Source organism: Campylobacter sp. CS_NA3, from assembly GCF_027797495.1.
In the GTDB taxonomy this organism is placed as follows: Bacteria; Campylobacterota; Campylobacteria; order Campylobacterales; family Campylobacteraceae; genus Campylobacter_B.
This window is the reverse complement of sequence record NZ_CP115609.1, coordinates 388,880-407,676: the sequence shown is the minus strand read 5'-3', so window position 1 is coordinate 407,676 and position 18,797 is coordinate 388,880. Positions and strand designations below refer to the sequence as shown.

The window sequence follows — 18,797 nt, the reverse complement described above, 5'->3', positions numbered from 1 at the left end:
AATTTAGCAAATTCGAAAAATTCGGCAAATTTGGGCGAAAATTCAAATAGACTTTTTGTCGCATATAAGCCAAGCGGTATTAGTTCAAATCACTTCTTAGGAAAATTAAAACGCAAATACGGCGTTAAAAGTGCCGGTTTTAGCGGCACACTTGATCCTTTTGCAAGTGGCGTTTTGGTTGTGGCTTTTGGAAGTTTTACGCGTTTCTTTCGCTTTTTTAAAAAAGAGCCAAAAGTTTATAGGGCGACTTTGTGGTTGGGGGCAAGTTGCATTAGCGGAGATAACGAAAATATCGATAATGTGGAAGTTTTAAGCAAATTTGACGAGAGTTTTTTAAAAGAACAAATTTCAAATTTAGTTGGCGAGATAACCTACACACCGCCAAAATTTAGTGCTAAAAAAATTAACGGAAAAAGAGCTTATGAAATGGCACGAAACGGCGTGGAATTCGAGCTAAAAACGCAAAAAATGCAGGTTTTTTCGTGTAAAATTTTAAGCTACGCACACCCGTTTTTGACTTTTGAAATCGCCGTTAGCGAAGGCGGATATATCCGCTCTTTTGGGCAAACTTTGGCCAAAAATTTAGGCGTAAAAGCCACACTTTCGGCACTAGAAAGACTAAGTGAAGGCGAGTTTAAATTCCAAAACGAAAAAGCCTTAAATCCGCTTATTTATCTAAATTTGAAAGAAAATTTTTATAACGGCGAAATTAGCGATATAAAATTTGGCAAAAAATTAAATTCGCACGATTTTAAATTTAGCGAATTTGGACGCTATATCGTGCATTTGGAAAATGAATTTGCTATTTTAGAATTTGACGAAAGTGGCGTAAAATATCTTTTAAACAAGGTTAAAATTTGAAAAGTTTTGCAAAGATAAATGTATTTTTAAAAATCACAGGACTTCGCCAGAACTACCACGAACTGGCTTCTCGTTTTGTTTTGTTAGAAAATATTTATGATGAGATTGAATTTGTTAAATTTAACGGCGATGAGAGTTTGCAAATTCGCTCAAATAAAGAGATAAAAGGCAAAAATATCATCGAAAAAGCCTATGACAAACTTTGCGAAGCAGGTTTTAAAAACGAGTTAAAAGAATTTTTTGCAAACCATTTTGTGAATTTAGAAAAAAATATCCCTATGGGTGGCGGTTTAGGTGGCGGTAGCTCAAACGGGGCTACCTTTTTAAAAATGATAAACGAAGAAGCAAATTTAAAAATAAACAGCCAAAATTTGCTACAAATCGGAGCTAAAATCGGTGCGGATGTGCCGTTTTTTTTAAGCGAATTTAAAGCTGCAAATGTCGCAGGAATCGGCGAAAAAATCACTGAATTTGATGATAAAGTTCCAAATTTTAAGCTTGTGCTTAAAAATATCTCTTGCGATACGGCAAAAGTTTATGGCGAATTTAGGGCAAATTTCTTAAAATTCGATACAAAATTTGCAAATTCGCTTTTAAATTTAAAAAGTTGCGATATTCTAAACGAGTTTGAAAATTATGAGTTAAACGACCTGCTTCGTCCGTGTTTGAGCTTGTATCCAAATTTGCAAATTTGCAAAGACGAGTTTTTAAGTGGAAGCGGAAGTTCGTGTTTTAAGGTGGCAAAATGAAAGAGTTAGCTAGAAATAAAAAAGCTTATCACGATTTTACGATTTTAGAAAAATTTGAAGCAGGAATCGTGCTAAAAGGTAGCGAAGTAAAGTCGCTTCGCGCCGGAAGAGCGAATTTAAAAGATAGCTTTTGCCGTGTGATTAAAGGTGAGCTTTTTTTGCTAAATGCGCACATTAGCTATTTGGAGACGACAAATTCACACTTTCGCCCAAATGAACGGGCTGCGAGAAAACTTTTAATGCACCGAAAACAAATAGATAAGCTTCTTGGAAGCGTAACCAAAGAAGGGCTTACACTCGTGGTTTTATCGCTTTATCTAAATGATAAAAATATCGTAAAAGCAAGTATCGCTTTGGCAAAGGGTAAAAATTTGCACGACAAAAGGGAAGCTTTAAAACGCAAAGATGCCGACAGAGAAGCTAGAAGTGCGATGAAAAAGTATATTTAAAAGGGAAAAATATGAAATTTATTAAATTTATTTTAGCAGTTGTTTTAAGCTTTTTTGTGGCTGGTTGTGGCGATGAACAAAAAAGCGTCGTAGAATCGGCTAAATTTGAGCCTTTTAAATCAGGCGAAAAAATCGTTTTAAAAAGCGTTGTCGGAAATGAAATCACGCTAGTTCGCACTGAAAAAGGCTTTAAGCTCGACGGAAGTAATAAAATTTTAATGCTTGATATTTTTGGCACCTACTGCGAACCATGTAAGGCAGAAGCGCCACACCTTATGGATTTTAGTATGAAAAATAGTGAAAATTTTATGCTTGTAGGGCTAATTCACTTTGAAAATATCACCGATAAAGAGATAATAGAAAATTTCGTAAAAAAATATAACGCTTATTATTTCATCGCGAATTCAAACCAAAATGAACGCATTGTAAAGCAAATTCTAAGCGATATTGATTACAAAAGAGCTTTATCGATTCCCTTTAAAGTGGTCTTTAAAGACGGAGTTTATCAAACTTTAACCGACATAAATGATAATGATCCAAAAGGTGTAAAATACTATCTTGGGCAGGTTTCTACCGCCGTTATCACAAAAGATTTTGATAGGATTCAAAATGGCAACTAAAACCCAAATCAAAACCGAGATCAAAAAAGAGCCGTTTCGCCCGAAGTTTTATAAGGTTATTTTGTTAAATGACGATGTTACGACGATGGATTTTGTCGTTGCTATTTTAGTTAAAATTTTTGAAAAATCAGTTCAAGATGCAGTAGATATAATGTTTAAAATTCATAAAACAGGAAGCGGGGTTGCTGGAATTTACATAAAAGAAATCGCAAAAACAAAGCAAAATGCTGTTATAAATGCAGCAAAAGAAGCAGGTTTTCCGCTACAATGCATATTAGAAGAGGAATAAATTATGGTTGATATTGCACTTAAAAATCACTTTTTTAACGCCATAAAATTAGCAAAAAGCTATAAAAACGAATACTGCATTTTTGGGCATTTACTTATTGAAATTTTGCAAAATGACAAAATCGTGCATGATTTTTTTAATAAATTTACAAAGGTCGTCAAAGAAGAATTCGACGAAGAAGGAAATGTCGATGCCATCTGGGAAAGCGGTAAAATGGAGCTTGGTGGCATTATAAAAGATTTAAAAGACTATGTTTGTATGTGTGCCGGGGATTGGACGCCTGATTACTACCCATTTAAAAACGAAAACGGAAAATTTGTCGATGATTTAGAAGGAAACGAATTTGATAGTATTGATGAATTTATCGAATATATGTCTAAATACTTTCAGCCCACACTCAGCGACGATATGGAAAATATAGAAAAATTTTTAAACGACAGTATGTCTGTTTTAGGTTCGCTTGATTTACTTTCTCGCACGGTTTTTGCTAGTGAAAACGGCGATGTCGATATTTCGCCATTTGGGAAATTGTCGCTAGAAGATTATGTTATGATTTTTAAAAATAACGGCATTATTAGAAAAGATTTTTTAATCAGCTACAACAGAGTTCCACAACTCTTGCAAGGCGAACAAACATATTTATACGCTCCACAGCCACTTAGCGATGAAGAAGCACAAGAATTTGCCCAAAAAATATCTGACGACTGGAACCAAACAAACGAAGCACAAAACGAGATAAATCCAAATGAATATTTGATAAATTTAAACGAAAAGGCTAAAAAAGGCAAATTTGATAAGTTAATCGGACGCGAAAAAGAGACGGCAAAAACGCTTCAAACACTTTGTCGCAGAAAGAAAAATAATCCTATGCTCCTTGGCGAAGCAGGTGTAGGAAAAACGGCTATCGTCGAAGGACTAGCTCTAAAATTAGTAGAAAATAAAGTCCCGGCAAAACTGCAAGGCAAGGTTATTTACGCTCTTGATACGGGAGCGCTCATAGCAGGAACTACGCTAAGGGGAATGTTTGAAGAGCGAGCAAAAGCTGCGATTGATTGGCTAAAAAATCAAGATAACGCAATCGTTTTTATCGATGAAATTCACACCATAATGGGCTTAGGAGATAGCGAAGGCGGTGCTAGTGATTTAGCTAGTATAATAAAACCAGCTCTTGCAAATGGCGAAATTTCTTGCATAGGCGCAACCACTTACGCCGAATTTCGCAAATTTGAAAAAGACAAAGCCTTAATGCGACGCTTTTCAAAAGTCGATATTTCCGAGCCTAGTATCGAAGAGAGTGTTGAAATTTTAAAAGGAGTTGCGGGGCATTATGAAGATTTTCACGCCGTTAAATTTAGCGATGAAATTTTGCATGAAGCTGTGGTTTTAGCCAAACGCTATATTAGCGATAAATTTTTGCCAGATAGCGCGATTGATTTGATTGATGAGACGGGAGCTAGTTTTTGGATAAAAAATGAAAAACGGGTCGAAGTTAGCAAAGATGACCTTTTAAACACGCTTGGCGAAATCGCAAATATCTCAAATTTGGCTCAAAATGAAGATAATCAAACTTTGCTTTTAAATTTAGAAGCCAACATAAAAAAAGAAATTTTTGGACAAGACGAAGCAGTGCAAAGCCTTTGCAAAGCGTTATTTCGCTCTTATGCAGGACTTAAAAACGACACCAGCCCAATCGGCGTGTTTTTATTTACCGGCAGTAGCGGTGTGGGCAAAACCGAACTTGCCAAAGTATTAGCAAAAAATCTTGGCGTGTATTTTGATAGATACGATATGAGCGAATATATGGAAGAATACAGCGTCTCAAAGCTAATCGGCTCAGCGCCCGGATATGTCGGCTTTGAAAATGGTGGAATTTTAACAAATAGTGTTCGCAAACACCCTTATAGCGTGATTTTATTTGATGAAATCGAAAAAGCAAACAAAAATTTGATGAATATATTTTTAGGCATTTTTGATAACGCGACTCTAAGCGACAACACAGGGCAAAGTGCGGATTTTAAAAATACAATCATCATAATGACATCAAATTTAGGCACCAAAGAAGCCCCACAAATCGGCTTTCAAAAAGATGAAAGCTATAAAATCGATAACGCCGTCAAAAGCTTTTTTGCACCAGAATTTAGAAATCGCCTTGACAAAATCATAAATTTTAACCCGCTAAATAACGAAATTTTAGAAAAAATCGTGGATAAAAGCGTGAGCGAATCGGAAAATAAACTAGAAAACATAACTATAAATTTAAGCAAAAACGCAAAAGAATTTTTGATAAAAAAAGGTTATAGTGCCGAATTCGGCGCAAGAAATTTAAAACGAGTGATAAATTCTGAAATTTCAGACAACCTAAGTAGCGAGATACTTTTTGGCAAACTCAAAAACGGTGGCATCGTAAATGTTGAATTTGATGGTGAAAATTTGAAATTTGAATTTATAAATTTAAATTCGAAAAACAATAATTCACAAATTTCAAATTTAAAAAATTCAAATGATAAATTTGAAAATTTTAAGATGAAAAAATAATGTTATATAAATTCCCTGACCCACGCCACGCACCCGATTTTGCACCGCTTTGTATGGGCGGAGATTTAAGCACGGAATGCCTAATAAGTGCGTATAAAAAGGGAATTTTTCCTTGGTTTATGCAAGGAGAGCCCATTTTGTGGTGGTCGCCAAACCCGCGCGCTGTTTTATTTCCAAATGAAATCAAAATTCATAAAAGCATAAAGCCGTTTTTACGCAGATATTGCGTAAAATTCGATAACGATTTTGCAAATTTCATAAATTTATGTAAAATTGAACGCCAAAAAGAAGGCTCGTGGCTAAGCGATGAAATCGTAGAAGCCTATACAAATTTAGCCGATCTTGGCATAGCTCATAGCGTGGAAGTCTATGAAAATGACGAGCTTATCGGCGGACTTTACGGGCTGATTTTTGGAAAAGTTTTTTGTGGCGAAAGTATGATTAGTATAAAACCAAACGCTTCAAAAGTCGCTTTAATCATGCTTTGCGAAGTTTTGGATAAATTTGGCTTTTTGATTGATTGTCAAGTTTTCAACGATCATTTGAAATTTATGGGTGCAAAAGAGATTTCGCGAGATACTTTCTTGCAAATTTTTGCAAATTTATCGGCACAAAATAGCGGTTTTAGCGAATTTAAGGATTTAATAAAATAATGAAAAACAAGAAAAAAGATACTAAAATAAGCTCGGTTTTTATTATTTTTATTTTTGCACCTATTTTGCTAGCTATATTTTTGGGCGCCGTGTATCACTGGGCAAATACCGATAGAAAGCTGCCACGACTATATACAACCGAAACAAACAGCGCAATTCGTGGCGCAATCATCACACAAGATGAATATATCGTATCAAATTCAACCAAACTTTATAAAGTAAGTATCGATTCAAGAAGCATTGACAAGCATAAACTTGATCTTTTTGTTAAACTTTACTGCATTTACACAGGCGATAGCGAAAAAAGAGTAAAAGCAAGTATTAAGGAAGCTATGAAAGATGAAAAAGGAACGATTGTTTTATCATACAACATAGATGCCAAAACTGCCGTTCATCTAAAAGAGCTATCAAGAAAACTAAATTTGAAAAAAGTTTTTATATCTTTTAAAAGCCCAAACGGCAAATCAAATCCGCCGATTCGTATGAGCGTAACTCAAAGTGGCGAAAAACGCACATATTCAGCAGAAAATTCATTAACCCCGATAATCGGTTATATCAAAAAAAATGAAGTAAATGGCATCACAAGAGTAAGCGGCGTAAAGGGCGTGGAAAAATTTTATGAATACTACCTAAATCCGGTAAATGACGAGATGATAAAAGGCTCTCGCGACATCGGCGGAAATATAATTTTAGAAAAAACTAGCAAAAAAAGCGTTCGCACAGACGGATACAACCTGCACATCAGTATCCCTTTAAGACTTCAAAAAACGATAGAAACAATGGTTGATGAACGCGCCAAAGCCTATGATGCAAAAGAGATTGTCGTAGGGATAATGAACTCAAAAACAGGGCAAATTCTCTCTTTGGTAACCAATGCAAGATACAATCCAAACGAAATAAGAAAAAAAGATTTTTCAAATTTGAATTTAAGTGCCACCGAGTATGCCTATGAAACGGGCTCAATCATAAAACCGCTTGTTTGGTCTGTGGCTTATGAGGCCGGAAAAGTCAAACCAAAAGATATAATAAACACGCATAACGGCGCATACAAACTTGCTAGTAGAACCATAAAAGATACCCACCCGGCAGCTTCAATGAGCGCAACAGAAGTTATAATGCATTCTTCAAATATCGGCATGATAGAAATTTCAAAAAATTTAGAAGCAAATTTATTGCGTGAAGGTTTGCTAAAATTTGGACTAGCACAACCAACAGGTATTGATTTGCCTTACGAGCAAAGGGGAAATTTACCTAATACCCGCACTTTGGCAAATCCGACAAATAAGGCCGTTTTGAGCTACGGATACGGCTTTCAAGCCACTTTTATTCAGATGTTAAGTGCTTACAGCGTATTTAATAACGACGGAATAATGCTTCAACCAAAAATTTTGCAAAATTTAGAGCTTAACGGGAAATTTTATAAAACAAGCCAAAGCGAAGCAAAAAGCGTCATAAGCAAAGAAACAGCAGATATAATGAAAGAAATTTTAATCCAAACGGTCAGGGAAGGAACAGGAAAAAAAGCTAGAACAGCAGGTCTTGAAGTAGGCGGCAAAACAGGAACGGCTAGAATCGCCAAAAAAGGCGTTTATGTTGAAGCGTATAATAGCTCGTTTTTTGGTTTTGCAAACGATGAAAAAAATAGCTACACAATCGGCGTTTTTGTTAGAGAGCCAAAACAAGGCAGTTTTTATGCCGCACAAAACGCCTTGCCTGTTTTTAAAAAAGTAGTTGATATTTTGGTAGAAAACGACTATCTAACGCCAAACAGCGAAGAAAAAGTCGTCATCAAAGATGAAAAATTAGACGAGATTAAGGATTAAAAATTTTTTGAAACGAATTTAAAATTTTCTCTCTATTTTGCATAATCCAAAATAAATTTAGCAAATTCGTCGCTATCGTTTGGGCAACGGCAAACTTCGTAATACTCAAATCCTTTTTCTTGTGCTAACTCTTTATATAAAATGCTAAGCTCGAAGTCAGTTTCAGAGTTATCCACACAAAATGCAATCGGAAAAATCAAAGCTTTTTTGCCCATTAAATTTTCCAAAACTTCTGCCGTATTTGGTCCAAGCCACTTTACAGGTCCTAAACGGGATTGATACGCTAAGATAATCTCTTTAAATTTAATGCCGTTTTGTTCGAGCAAATTTGATAAAATTTGCGCGTGTTCTTTCATTTGCGCTTCGTAAGGATCGCCATTATCGATGATTTTTTGCGGAAGCGAGTGAGCCGAAAAAATCAAAGAAATCTGCGAAATTTCATCTTTGTTTAAATTTGCAATTTTTTCTTTAATTAAATTTAAAATAATCTCATTATATTGCCCGTTTTGATAAAAAATATCCAAAATTTTATAATTTTTTATGCCGTGTTTTTTTAGGGAGATTTCGGTGCTTTCTAAACTCGATTTTACCGTTGTTTGCGAAAAATGCGGATACAAAGGAAGCAAAAAAATCTCATCAAATTTGGCATATTTTTGCACCACTTCATCGGCAAAAGGCGGAGTGTAATTCATAATAAAATCAACGCAAATTTGCTCGTTAGCAAATTTTTTAGTTTTTTCACATAAAGATTTTGTAATATTATTAATCGGCGATTTTCCGCCAAGTTTGATGTAGTTTTGCGTTGCCGAATTTGTTCGCATTTTTGTTATTAAATTTGCTAAAATTTTTCGCAAAAAATCCGGTTTTACACTCAAAATATAAGGATCGTTAAACATATTTTTTAAAAAAACACTAACTTCGCTTAAATCATTTGGTCCGCCCATATTCAAAAGCAAAATCACTTTTTTAGCCGAATTTTGGCTAGAATTTTTATTATCATAACTCATTGTAAAATTTCTCTTATTTTTATGGATTCATCGATGCTTGCAAGGCGTTTTAGCATACCGCCACTACAAAATTCGGCAAATTCTTTATATCCGTTTCTACAACAATAATCTTCATTATCAACTTTTAGATTTATATTGCCGCTTGGAGCGATTTTATGAAGAGTGAAATTTAAAAGATCTGCTATATAAACACCGCTACTTGTGGATATTTGTATCGTATGTCGCAATGTCGGATAAACATTTGAACAAACAAAAGTTAGCAAAATATCATTTTTACTTTTGCCAAGAGCCGAAAGTGCGATTATCTCTTTGCTGTTTGGGGCAGTTACGGTTTTGCTAGAAAATGACGAAATATCGCTACCGCACAAAATTCTTGCTAAATCAAGCTCTTTTAAAAGTAAATTTTGCATTATATCGCAACTATTTTCACTATTTTTGCCGTTTATGAAATTCATAGTATAAATTTGATCGCCTTTTGAAAACTCCCGTAATAGCGAATTTATAGTTGCATTAAATCTATTTTTATAAAAAATCGCTAAATTTGTATCGTTATTGGCAAGGCTATATCTTATCTCTCTACTTTCTTCAAGATTTAGAGCAAGAGGTGCGTCTATAAGGATATTTTGAACATATTTTGAAGCTTTTAAAATAAGATTTTTATGATTTTTTTGCGAACTTGTGATAACAACGGCTTGCGGTTTAGCTTTATCAAAAAGCTCTTCTAAATCTCTATAAAGTTCTACTTTACCGAAATTTTCGTTACTTTTTTCATCATAAATTCCTACTAATTCAAAAAAATCGCTTCTTCGTAATTCGCTAAAATGCTTGTGCCCAAGCTCACTCATACCGATAATCCCAATCTTTTTCTTCTCAGAAAACATAAACGAACCTTAAAAATTTAATTAATCGCCGCCATTATATCAAATATATGCTGAAAGTTATTTTTCAGTTATTTTTTATCCAAAATTTATATATTTTCAAAAATATTTTAGATAAAATTACGCCAAATTTCAAATTTAAGAGGTCTTTCGTTTTGTTTAAATTTCCGTCTTTTAAGCAAATGTATAAAGATGAAATCCGCACATTAAAGCGATTTCGTCAGTATTTTCGTTATCATCTTGCGACAAATATATGCAAAAACGAAATTAAAGAATTTGAAAATTTTATAAATAAAAATCTTATTTGGGAAAAATTATTCAGCTCGAATTTTTACCGCGCAAATACGATTTTATACAGATACTGCGACAATCGACTAAACGAAAAAGAACGCCTAGAAATGATAATTCAAAATTTCAATTTAGCAAAAACTTTTTTAGGCGAAAAAAAACTTAATGAACTGCTAGAAAAAAAGAAAATTTTACTTTTTAAATTTGATGAAAATTTGTTTCTTTATCTAAATATAAACAATATCGACCCGCTAGAAGGCTTTTTTTCGATAAATATACAAACCAAAGATGAAAAAATTTATGATGCTTCGTTTAGTTTTGTTGCTCCAAATTCGCTTTTGATCTCTTCTATGCAAGGCTCAAATGAGCCAAACACACCAGATCTCATCAAACAAGCCACAAAGCAAATGCACGGAATTCGCCCAGCTTTTATGATTGTTAATGTTTTTAAGATGATTTGCGAGATTAAAAATTTTTCGCTACTTGGAATTCCAAAGGAAAATCAAGCCAAATTTAGGCGAAACGACCACTCGCGATTGCTTTTTGATTATGATGAATTTTGGCGTGAAAACGGCGGGAAATTTGGCGAAAAATACTACGAAATTCCGCTTAATATCGAACGAAAAAGTTTAGAAGAAATTCAAAGCAAAAAACGCTCAATGTATAAAAAACGCTTTGAAATGCTAGATATTGTTAAAAATTCTTTACAAATTTATTTTCAAAATCTATAAATTTGCAAAAATTCAGAAGTTTTAAACAAAATTTTGGATAAAATCAACCCTTAAATTTACGAAATTTTAGGAAAAAAAAAATGGATATTAGACAAGCCTATTTGGATTTTTTTGCTTCAAAAGGTCATGAGATTATCGCTTCATCACCCTTAGTGCCTGATGATGCGACACTTTTATTTACAAACGCAGGAATGGTGCCGTTTAAAAGCATTTTTACAGGTGCGGTGCCACGCCCAAATCCGCCTATTCGCACTAGTTGTCAAACCTGCATAAGAGCCGGTGGCAAACACAACGATCTTGACAATGTCGGCTACACAGCGCGCCACCACACATTTTTTGAAATGCTTGGGAATTTTAGCTTTGGCGAGTATTTCAAAAAAGAAGCGATTGCGTATGCGTGGGAGTTTGTAACCGAGATTTTAAAACTTCCAAAAGAAAAACTCTATGTTACGGTTCATACAAGCGACGATGAAGCGTATGAGATTTGGCAGCAACATATCGCAAAAGAGCGAATTTACCGCTTTGGCGATAAAGATAACTTTTGGGCTATGGGCGATACTGGACCTTGTGGGCCATGTAGCGAGATTTTTTACGATCAAGGGCAAGAGCATTTTAGTGGCGAAGAAGACTATATGGGTGGCGACGGCGATCGCTTTTTAGAGATTTGGAATTTAGTTTTTATGCAATACGAACGCTCAGTTGATGGCAAACTAACGCCGCTTCCAAAGCCTTCAATCGACACTGGCATGGGTTTAGAACGCGTTGTAGCGATAAAAGAAGGTAAATTTAGCAATTACGATAGTTCGCTTTTTATGCCAATCATCAACGAAGTTGCAAAATTATGTGGCAAAGCTTATGCTTATGAAAGCGGAGCAAGTTACCGAGTAATCGCAGATCATATTCGCTCGGTTTCGTTTTTATTAGCTCAGGGCGTAAATTTTGACAAAGAAGGACGCGGTTATGTTTTACGCAGAATTCTCCGCAGAGCCGTTCGCCACGGATATTTACTAGGCATAAAAGAGCCGTTTATGCACAAACTTGTGGAAGTCTTGTGCGAAGTCATGGGCGGACATTACGGCTATTTAAATGAGAAAAAAGAAAATATAAAAGAGCTAATCAAGCTTGAAGAAGAACGCTTTTTTGCGACTATTTCAGCAGGTCTAAATTTATTCAACGACGAACTAGAAAAAACAAAAGATATTTTTAGCGGCGAAGTTGCTTTTAAATTATACGATACTTACGGCTTTCCGCTTGATCTGACTGCTGATATGTTGCGTGAAAAAAATATCAAAATCGATGAGAAAAAATTTGATGAGCTTATGAGCGAACAACGCCAAAGAGCCAAAGCCGCGTGGAAAGGAAGTGGCGATAAAGCTACTGCTATCGGCGATTTTAAGGCTTTGCTTGAAAAATTTGGCGAAAATGAGTTTATCGGATATGAATTTACGCAAAGCAAAAGCAAAATTTTAGCCATTTTAAACGATGAATTTAAAGAAATTTCAGAATTAAAAGCAGGAAATATCGGCTGGATTTTACTTGATAAAACTCCATTTTACGCTACAAGTGGTGGTCAATGCAACGACACAGGCATGATAAATAAAACTAGTAGCGTTTTAGATACGCAAAAGTTTTTTGGGCTAAATTTAAGCCAAGTCGAAGCTAGTTTGGACTTGAAAATCGGCGATGAAGTGGAATGCGAAGTAAGTAGCGAGAGAAGCGAAATTGCAAGACACCATAGTGCGACTCACCTACTTCATTTAGGACTTCGCAGGGTTTTGGGCGATATGGTAAGTCAAGCAGGAAGCCTTGTGGAAGCCACTCGTCTTAGATTTGACTTTACATATCCAAAGGCGATGAGTAGCGAACAAATCGAAAAAGTAGAAAATTTTGTAAATGATCAAATCTCTCGCGCTAATTCCACAAAAACCGATATTATGAATATTGATGATGCCAAAAATAGCGGTGCTGTGGCACTTTTTGGCGAAAAATATGCCGATAATGTCCGCGTAGTAAGCATAGGCGATAGCAAAGAGCTTTGTGGCGGGACACATGTCAAAAATACAGGCGAAATCGGAAGCTTTTTTATCGTAAAAGAAAGTGGCGTAAGCGCAGGAGTGCGTAGAATCGAAGCGATTTGCTCAAAATCTGCGTTAAATTATGCCAAAAATTTGCGTTTGCAACTTGCTCAAATCAATGAAAATCTCAAAACAAATGAGCCGATAGCGGCGATTAAAAAGCTAAAAGATGAGATAAAATCACTAAAAACCGAGCTTAGCAAGGCTAGCAGCAATAAAGCTATCGAATTAAACGAAATTAATGGCGTAAAAGTCGCAATCAGCGAATTTGACGGCGATATAAAAGCCAAAATCGATGAGCTAAAAAATCAAAATGAAAAAATCATCGCCCTATTTTTCAAACCAGAAAACGAAAAAGTCCAAATCGCTTGTGGCGTAAAGGGTGCAAACGCAAAAGCAGGAGAAATCGTCAAAGAAGTAGCAAAAATTCTTGGCGGCGGAGGCGGCGGCAGGGACGATTTCGCCACAGCCGGCGGAAAAGATATAAGCAAAATCAGCCAAGCGATTGAATTTGCAAATGAATTTATAAAGGCGAAAATTTGATGATAAAACAAACAAATTCGAAAAGTAAAATTTGCAAATTTAGGAGCGAAATTTGAACGAATTTGGTTTTGCAAGGGCAACGCAAATTTTGCCCTTACTTCACATTTTGGCAGTTATTTTTTTTATAAATGCCCAAATTTGCTGTGTTTATATCATTAGAATTTACAAAAAAAGCGAAAATATTTGCGAAAACTGCGATAAAATAAAGTCGCATTTTAGCAGATATGAACGCTTTTTTTTGTTATATTTTGCCGTTATTATCATTAGCGGCTATCTTATTTCCATCGGAAATGACTATAAATTTGCAGATCCTATGATAACAGGCATCATAACGACGCTTTGGGCTGCTTCGATGTTTATTTTGCTAAATTTTGTCTATATTCACTACAAAATTTTATCGTTTCAAAAGGCGGTTTTAGCTAAAAACGAAATCGAAGCAAACGAGCATTTAATTATAATTTTAAAATATTTTATTCCGCTAAATATCGCAATATCGCTGATTTGCGTTTATTTAGGCGTTACTATAAGTGAGTTTTGATGATTTATCTAGCTTCATCTTCACCAACAAGAGCGCTTATTTTGAAAAATCACGGCATTAAATTTGAGCAAATTTGTGCTAAATTTGATGAAAGCGGTATTGATTTTAGCAACCCTTATACCTATGCTTACAAAGTAGCAAACGCTAAAAAAGAGCAGTTTTTTAAAATTTATAAAGATATTGATAGAGTGCTATTTGCCGATAGTGCCGTTGTGGTAAATAACCAAATTTTTGGTAAAGCTAGTAGTGATGATGAGGCTTACGCTATGCTAAAAGCACAAAGCGATAACTTTTCAAGCGTTGTTACGGCGATGATTTTTGTTTCAAAAAAGATAAATTTTGTAAATTCAGCTATTACAACATATAAATTTGCTAAATTTAGCGATGATGATTTGCGTGAATACATCGCCAAAAAAGATTATGTCGGCAAAGCAGGAGCTATGACGATAGAAGGTTTTAATAAAAAATATATCATCTCTCAAAGCGGTTTTACAAGCACAGCTATGGGACTAAGCGTTGAAATTTTAAAGAGGTATTTATGGTAAGAGTTTTATTTAGCTTTTTGACACTTTGCATTTTTGCAGCAGGTGGAGTTTTTTTATATTTTTATTCGCAAGTTAGCATAGAATCTAACAGCATTATCGAATATAAACCAAAATTAACCACTAGAATTTACGATAGAAACGGAAATTTAGTCGCAAATATTTTTGATGAAGAAAACAGAGTTTTTGTTAAATACGAAGATATTCCGGGTCGTATCATCGAAGCACTTGTAGCTATCGAAGATACTGCATTTTTCGAGCATGACGGGATAAATTTAGAAGCTATTTTTAGAGCTTTGGTAAAAGATATAAAGGCTATGGCATTTGTCGAAGGTGCTTCTACCATAACTCAACAACTTATCAAAAATATGATTTTAACGAGTGAAAAAAAGATAGATCGAAAGATTAAAGAGATGATTATGGCGTTAAAAATCGAAAATGCACTCACCAAAGAGCAAATTTTGGAAAGGTATTTTAATGAAGTATATTTTGGACACCAATACTACGGCATAAAAACCGCAGCTATGGGATATTTCAAAAAAGAATTAGACGAGCTAAGCTTAAAAGAAACAGCTATTTTGGTTGGTTTGCCAAAAGCTCCAAGCCAGTTTGATCCTACGCGCAATCTAAATTTGTCATTAAGTCGTGCAAATAATGTCGTATCTAGAATGTATGAGCTAGGCTGGATAAATAAAGGCGAATATGAAATCGCAATGGCAGAAACACCGGTTGTTTATAACGAAACACTAACGCAAAATAAAGCCCCTTATGTCGTCGATGAAGTCGTCAAAGAAGCTACAAAAATTTTTCCAGATATAAAAACAGGCGGTTATACGATCGAAACTAGCGTGGATTTAAAAACGCAAGAATTGGCAAATGAAGCACTAAATTTTGGTTATAATGAAATTTTAAAACGAGACAAAGACGCAAATGCTAGTAATCTAAATGGTGCAATCGTCGTTACAAATCCGCTAAATGGCGAGGTTTTAGCACTTGTGGGCGGGGTTGATTATGCTAAAAGCAACTTTAACAGAGCCACACAATCAAAACGCCAAACAGGATCTAGTTTTAAGCCATTTATTTATCAAATCGCCCTTGATATGGGGTATTCAACTATGAGCGAAATTCCAGATGTCGCAAGAGAATTTGATGACGGAAGCAACAAATCATGGACGCCAAAGAATTTTGATAAAACTTTTACAGGTTACATAACCTTAAAAGAAGCCTTGCAAAAATCGCGAAATCTCGCTTCAATCAACCTTTTACACGCAATCGGACTTCAAAGAGCATTAAATAAATTAAACGAATTTGGCTTTAAAGATGTCCCGCCTGCACTTTCAATCGCGGTTGGAAGCTATGGTATTTCGCCGCTTGAATATTCTAGTATTTATTCTGTTTTTGCAGGACTTGGAGTTAGCACAAAGTCTAAATTTATAAACTCAATCACAGATAAAAACGGCAAAACGCTTGTTTTCCAACCTCAACGAAAACGCATTTTACAGCCTGAACAAGCCTATCTTATGACAACACTTATGAAAAATATCGTAAGTGCAGGAACCGGCACAAGAGCGCGCGTAAAAGGCATAGAAATCGCAGGTAAAACAGGCACTTCAAACGATAGCATCGATGTTTGGTTTTGCGGTTTTACGCCTGAAATTCAGGCGATTGTTTGGTATGGAAATGACGATTATAAGCCTATGCGAAGTGTTGAGCAAGGCGGACGAACGGCTGCACCTGTGTTTGCTAAATTTTTAGAAAGCTATATCGAAGAATACCCGCAAACAAAACGCACATTTAGCGTTCCAAGCGGAGTTTATACGCGTAATTACGCAGGAAAAAGCGAATATTACACGCGCACTTCGCCCTTGCCAAATGAATAGCCAGTTATCGTCCAGGAAAATGCACCTGAGTTATAAAAAATTGAATTTGCGAAATTTGCAAATTCGATTTCCAAATATCTAAATCTCCGTTGCTTTTTTTAGTTTATCTAGTCCAAATTTTTCCCAAATTTTATTGATTGTTTTATCAAGTTTATGTTGTTTTTTATCTTCATTTAAGGAAAAAAGCGAATTTTCGCACTCTTTTCCGTCTTTGAAATTCGTCAAATTTAGGCTAATATGAATGATTTCAAAATCCTTATGAATATCGCAATTCTCAAAAAGCTCTGCCATAACTTCGCTTAGCAAATTTAAAGAAAAATCCCTATCTAGCGTTTTTCTTTTAGAACTCTCGGCTCTTGTTCGGTAGCGAATTTTTAGCTCATAGCTTGTCGGATTTAGTCCTAAATTTAGTGTGTCGTGTGTCAAATGGCGACACATTATCAAAATTTTGCGTTTTATCTCGTCCCTGTTTGCACATGGCGAAAATGTCCGTCCAAAGCCGATACTCTTGCGTTTGCTAGTTATTTCGACTTTATCATCTGCTTCGCCGCTTAATCTTGCAAAAAGTTTTTCGCCGTTTTTGCCTAGTTTTTCAAAAATTTCTTTATGTTTTAATGCATCGCCGATAGTGAAAATAGCGTATTTTTCAAGCGTTTTTTGTGTAGATTTACCAATTCCTGCAAATTTAGAAATTTCAACGCTTTTTAGCTCGTTTTCTATATCGAAAATACAGCGAATTCCAAATGGTTTTGCCAAATCTGTTGCAAGTTTTGCGATAAATTTAGCTTTGCAAATTCCGATACTGCACGGCAAATTTAATCTTTTTAAAACTTCACTTTGCAAGAATTTAGCAAATTCAAACGGGTTTTCATCAAATTTCGTCCCTTTTAAATCCAAAAAAAACTCATCAATGCTAAATCTTTCAATGCTCGGCGTAAAAGTATATAAAAATTTATAAAGCGAGTTTGAAAGCTCAGAGTAAAATCTATGCTCACTAGGCACAAGCGTTAAATCAGGGCAAAGCTCCAATGCCGTTTTTACGGGCATTGGAGCTTTGACACCAAATTTTCTTGCTTCATAACTTGCGCTTAAAATCACGCCTTTTTGTGAATTTTGATTTTTTTTCAAATTTGATTGATTTTGCGAATTTTGATTTTTTTGCAAATTCAGACTATTTTGTGTATTTGATTCATCGAAAATAGCTCTGCTTCCACCACCCACGACGGCGACTTTTTTGCCATTTAGGCTAGGATTTTTTATCCTAGCCGCCGCGACAAAAAAGCAATCCAAATCAATATGTAAAATCATTTTTTGGTTTCTAAATTTTTACCAAATTTAACACTTGCAAATTCAAGTGCCGATTTAACGGCATTTATATAGCTTTTTGTTTCTGCAATGCCCTTGTAAGCGATGTCATACGCCGTGCCGTGATCCACGCTTGTGCGGACTATCGGCAAATTTAGGCTTACATTTATGCTCTCATCAAAATATAACGCTTTTAAAGGCGCAAGTCCCGCGTCATGGTTCATCGCAACAAGCCTGTTGCAGTTTTTTAGCGAGATAGGGTTAAATGCGACATCAGGCACCAAAGGACCAAAGAAAACTTCTTTTTTCAAAGCCAAATTTGCCAAATTTATCGCTTTTTTTATCTGTTTTTCTTCGCTTCCGCCGATGACGCCGTTATCACTAGCATGTGGGTTAAAGCCCAAAACGCCGACACGAGAAAAACCTGAACTTTTATGCAAATTTTGCAAAAATTCGCTCAAAGGCTTTGATTTTATTTTTTTGCTGACCTTACTAAGTGCGATATGATCGGTAAAAAGTGCGACAAAAAGCTTTTCGCAACCAAGCATCATAATCGCCTTTTTTTTGAAAAAATCACTTAAAACTTCGGTATGACCGACATATTTAATCTTAGCTTTCTTCCACGCTTCTTTATTTACAGGCAGGGTTACGACCGCGACAGCTTTTTTGGCAGCGACGAAATTTAGGGCATTTACAAAGGATAAAAACGAAAATTTACCGCTTTTTTTGCCGACTTTACCGGGACGAATTTCAAAACTCTCACCCACACTTACGCATTTAAAATCCTTTGGAACGCTCAAATTTAGTAAATTTGCGCCCTGCTTTAAAAGCTCTTCGTTGATAAAATAAATCGGCTCGCAGATTTTGCAAATTTGCTCGTGCGATTTTAGGGCGATTTCAAGCCCTACTCCGTTTATATCACCGATACTAACGGCGATTTTAGGGTTATTTTCGGCACTTTTTTCGCCTGAATTTTGATTTTCTTTTACGCTTTGGTGTTGCAAATTTTTTCTATTTTTTTTACCCATTTT

At 35.3% G+C, this 18,797-nt stretch carries 17 protein-coding genes; 13 read left to right on the top strand and 4 right to left on the bottom strand.

Going from position 1 to position 18,797, the window contains the following annotated elements; all coding sequences use genetic code 11:
* Window positions 1-30 precede the first annotated feature (30 nt).
* Genes truB through PF026_RS02120 form a run of 8 tightly spaced genes read left to right on the top strand, consistent with a single transcriptional unit; the run spans window position 31 to window position 7,979 of the window.
* Window positions 31-861: a tRNA pseudouridine(55) synthase TruB gene (gene truB / locus PF026_RS02155; protein ID WP_270863454.1), complete on the top strand. Its 831-nt coding sequence runs from the start codon at window positions 31-33 to the stop codon at window positions 859-861.
* A complete protein-coding gene (locus PF026_RS02150; protein ID WP_270863377.1) occupies window positions 858-1,610 on the top strand; it encodes a 4-(cytidine 5'-diphospho)-2-C-methyl-D-erythritol kinase in 753 nt (250 codons plus the stop codon). Before truB ends, PF026_RS02150 begins: the two co-directional genes overlap by 4 nt.
* Entirely contained in the window at window positions 1,607-2,059 is a 453-nt protein-coding gene (gene smpB / locus PF026_RS02145; RefSeq protein WP_270863376.1) for an SsrA-binding protein SmpB, read from the top strand. The genes PF026_RS02150 and smpB overlap by 4 nt, the downstream gene beginning before the upstream one ends.
* Before the next feature lie 11 nt (window positions 2,060-2,070).
* Window positions 2,071-2,679 (top strand): TlpA family protein disulfide reductase, encoded by a 609-nt coding sequence (locus PF026_RS02140; protein ID WP_270863375.1) that lies wholly within the window; start codon window positions 2,071-2,073, stop codon window positions 2,677-2,679.
* Window positions 2,669-2,968: an ATP-dependent Clp protease adaptor ClpS gene (locus PF026_RS02135; protein WP_270860366.1), complete on the top strand. Its 300-nt coding sequence runs from the start codon at window positions 2,669-2,671 to the stop codon at window positions 2,966-2,968. Before PF026_RS02140 ends, PF026_RS02135 begins: the two co-directional genes overlap by 11 nt.
* Before the next feature lie 3 nt (window positions 2,969-2,971).
* On the top strand, window positions 2,972-5,503 hold the full coding sequence (locus PF026_RS02130; RefSeq protein WP_270863374.1) for an AAA family ATPase: 2,532 nt from the start codon (window positions 2,972-2,974) through the stop codon (window positions 5,501-5,503).
* Window positions 5,503-6,156 (top strand): leucyl/phenylalanyl-tRNA--protein transferase, encoded by a 654-nt coding sequence (gene aat / locus PF026_RS02125; RefSeq protein WP_270863373.1) that lies wholly within the window; start codon window positions 5,503-5,505, stop codon window positions 6,154-6,156. The genes PF026_RS02130 and aat overlap by 1 nt, the downstream gene beginning before the upstream one ends.
* Window positions 6,156-7,979 (top strand): peptidoglycan D,D-transpeptidase FtsI family protein, encoded by a 1,824-nt coding sequence (locus PF026_RS02120; RefSeq protein ID WP_270870354.1) that lies wholly within the window; start codon window positions 6,156-6,158, stop codon window positions 7,977-7,979. Before aat ends, PF026_RS02120 begins: the two co-directional genes overlap by 1 nt.
* Window positions 7,980-8,011: 32 nt before the next feature.
* Here the strand turns inward: PF026_RS02120 and hemH are convergent, their stop codons facing one another.
* Window positions 8,012-8,986: a ferrochelatase gene (hemH, locus tag PF026_RS02115; RefSeq protein ID WP_270870355.1), complete on the bottom strand. Its 975-nt coding sequence runs from the start codon at window positions 8,984-8,986 to the stop codon at window positions 8,012-8,014.
* Window positions 8,983-9,867, bottom strand: coding sequence for a Gfo/Idh/MocA family oxidoreductase (locus PF026_RS02110; RefSeq protein ID WP_270863370.1), 885 nt, complete (start codon window positions 9,865-9,867; stop codon window positions 8,983-8,985). Before PF026_RS02110 ends, hemH begins: the two co-directional genes overlap by 4 nt.
* A gap of 179 nt (window positions 9,868-10,046) precedes the next feature.
* On the opposite strand from PF026_RS02110, the gene PF026_RS02105 reads away from it, so the two are divergent.
* The 5 genes from PF026_RS02105 to PF026_RS02085 all read left to right on the top strand — a co-directional run bounded on the left by PF026_RS02105 (window position 10,047) and on the right by PF026_RS02085 (window position 16,461).
* Window positions 10,047-10,883: a DUF535 family protein gene (locus PF026_RS02105; protein ID WP_270863369.1), complete on the top strand. Its 837-nt coding sequence runs from the start codon at window positions 10,047-10,049 to the stop codon at window positions 10,881-10,883.
* Between the two features lie 80 nt (window positions 10,884-10,963).
* On the top strand, window positions 10,964-13,501 hold the full coding sequence (gene alaS / locus PF026_RS02100) for an alanine--tRNA ligase (protein ID WP_270863368.1): 2,538 nt from the start codon (window positions 10,964-10,966) through the stop codon (window positions 13,499-13,501).
* 52 nt (window positions 13,502-13,553) lie between these two features.
* Window positions 13,554-14,039: a hypothetical protein gene (locus tag PF026_RS02095; RefSeq protein WP_270860374.1), complete on the top strand. Its 486-nt coding sequence runs from the start codon at window positions 13,554-13,556 to the stop codon at window positions 14,037-14,039.
* Entirely contained in the window at window positions 14,039-14,584 is a 546-nt protein-coding gene (gene maf, locus PF026_RS02090) for a septum formation inhibitor Maf (protein ID WP_270863453.1), read from the top strand. The genes PF026_RS02095 and maf overlap by 1 nt, the downstream gene beginning before the upstream one ends.
* Window positions 14,578-16,461 (top strand): transglycosylase domain-containing protein, encoded by a 1,884-nt coding sequence (locus PF026_RS02085; protein WP_270863367.1) that lies wholly within the window; start codon window positions 14,578-14,580, stop codon window positions 16,459-16,461. The genes maf and PF026_RS02085 overlap by 7 nt, the downstream gene beginning before the upstream one ends.
* Window positions 16,462-16,539: 78 nt before the next feature.
* Here PF026_RS02085 and PF026_RS02080 read toward each other — a convergent pair whose 3' ends face one another.
* Both PF026_RS02080 and pdxA read right to left on the bottom strand, forming a co-directional pair.
* Window positions 16,540-17,769: a DNA polymerase Y family protein gene (locus tag PF026_RS02080; protein WP_270863366.1), complete on the bottom strand. Its 1,230-nt coding sequence runs from the start codon at window positions 17,767-17,769 to the stop codon at window positions 16,540-16,542.
* Entirely contained in the window at window positions 17,766-18,794 is a 1,029-nt protein-coding gene (gene pdxA, locus PF026_RS02075) for a 4-hydroxythreonine-4-phosphate dehydrogenase (RefSeq protein ID WP_270863365.1), read from the bottom strand. Before pdxA ends, PF026_RS02080 begins: the two co-directional genes overlap by 4 nt.
* Window positions 18,795-18,797 lie beyond the last annotated feature (3 nt).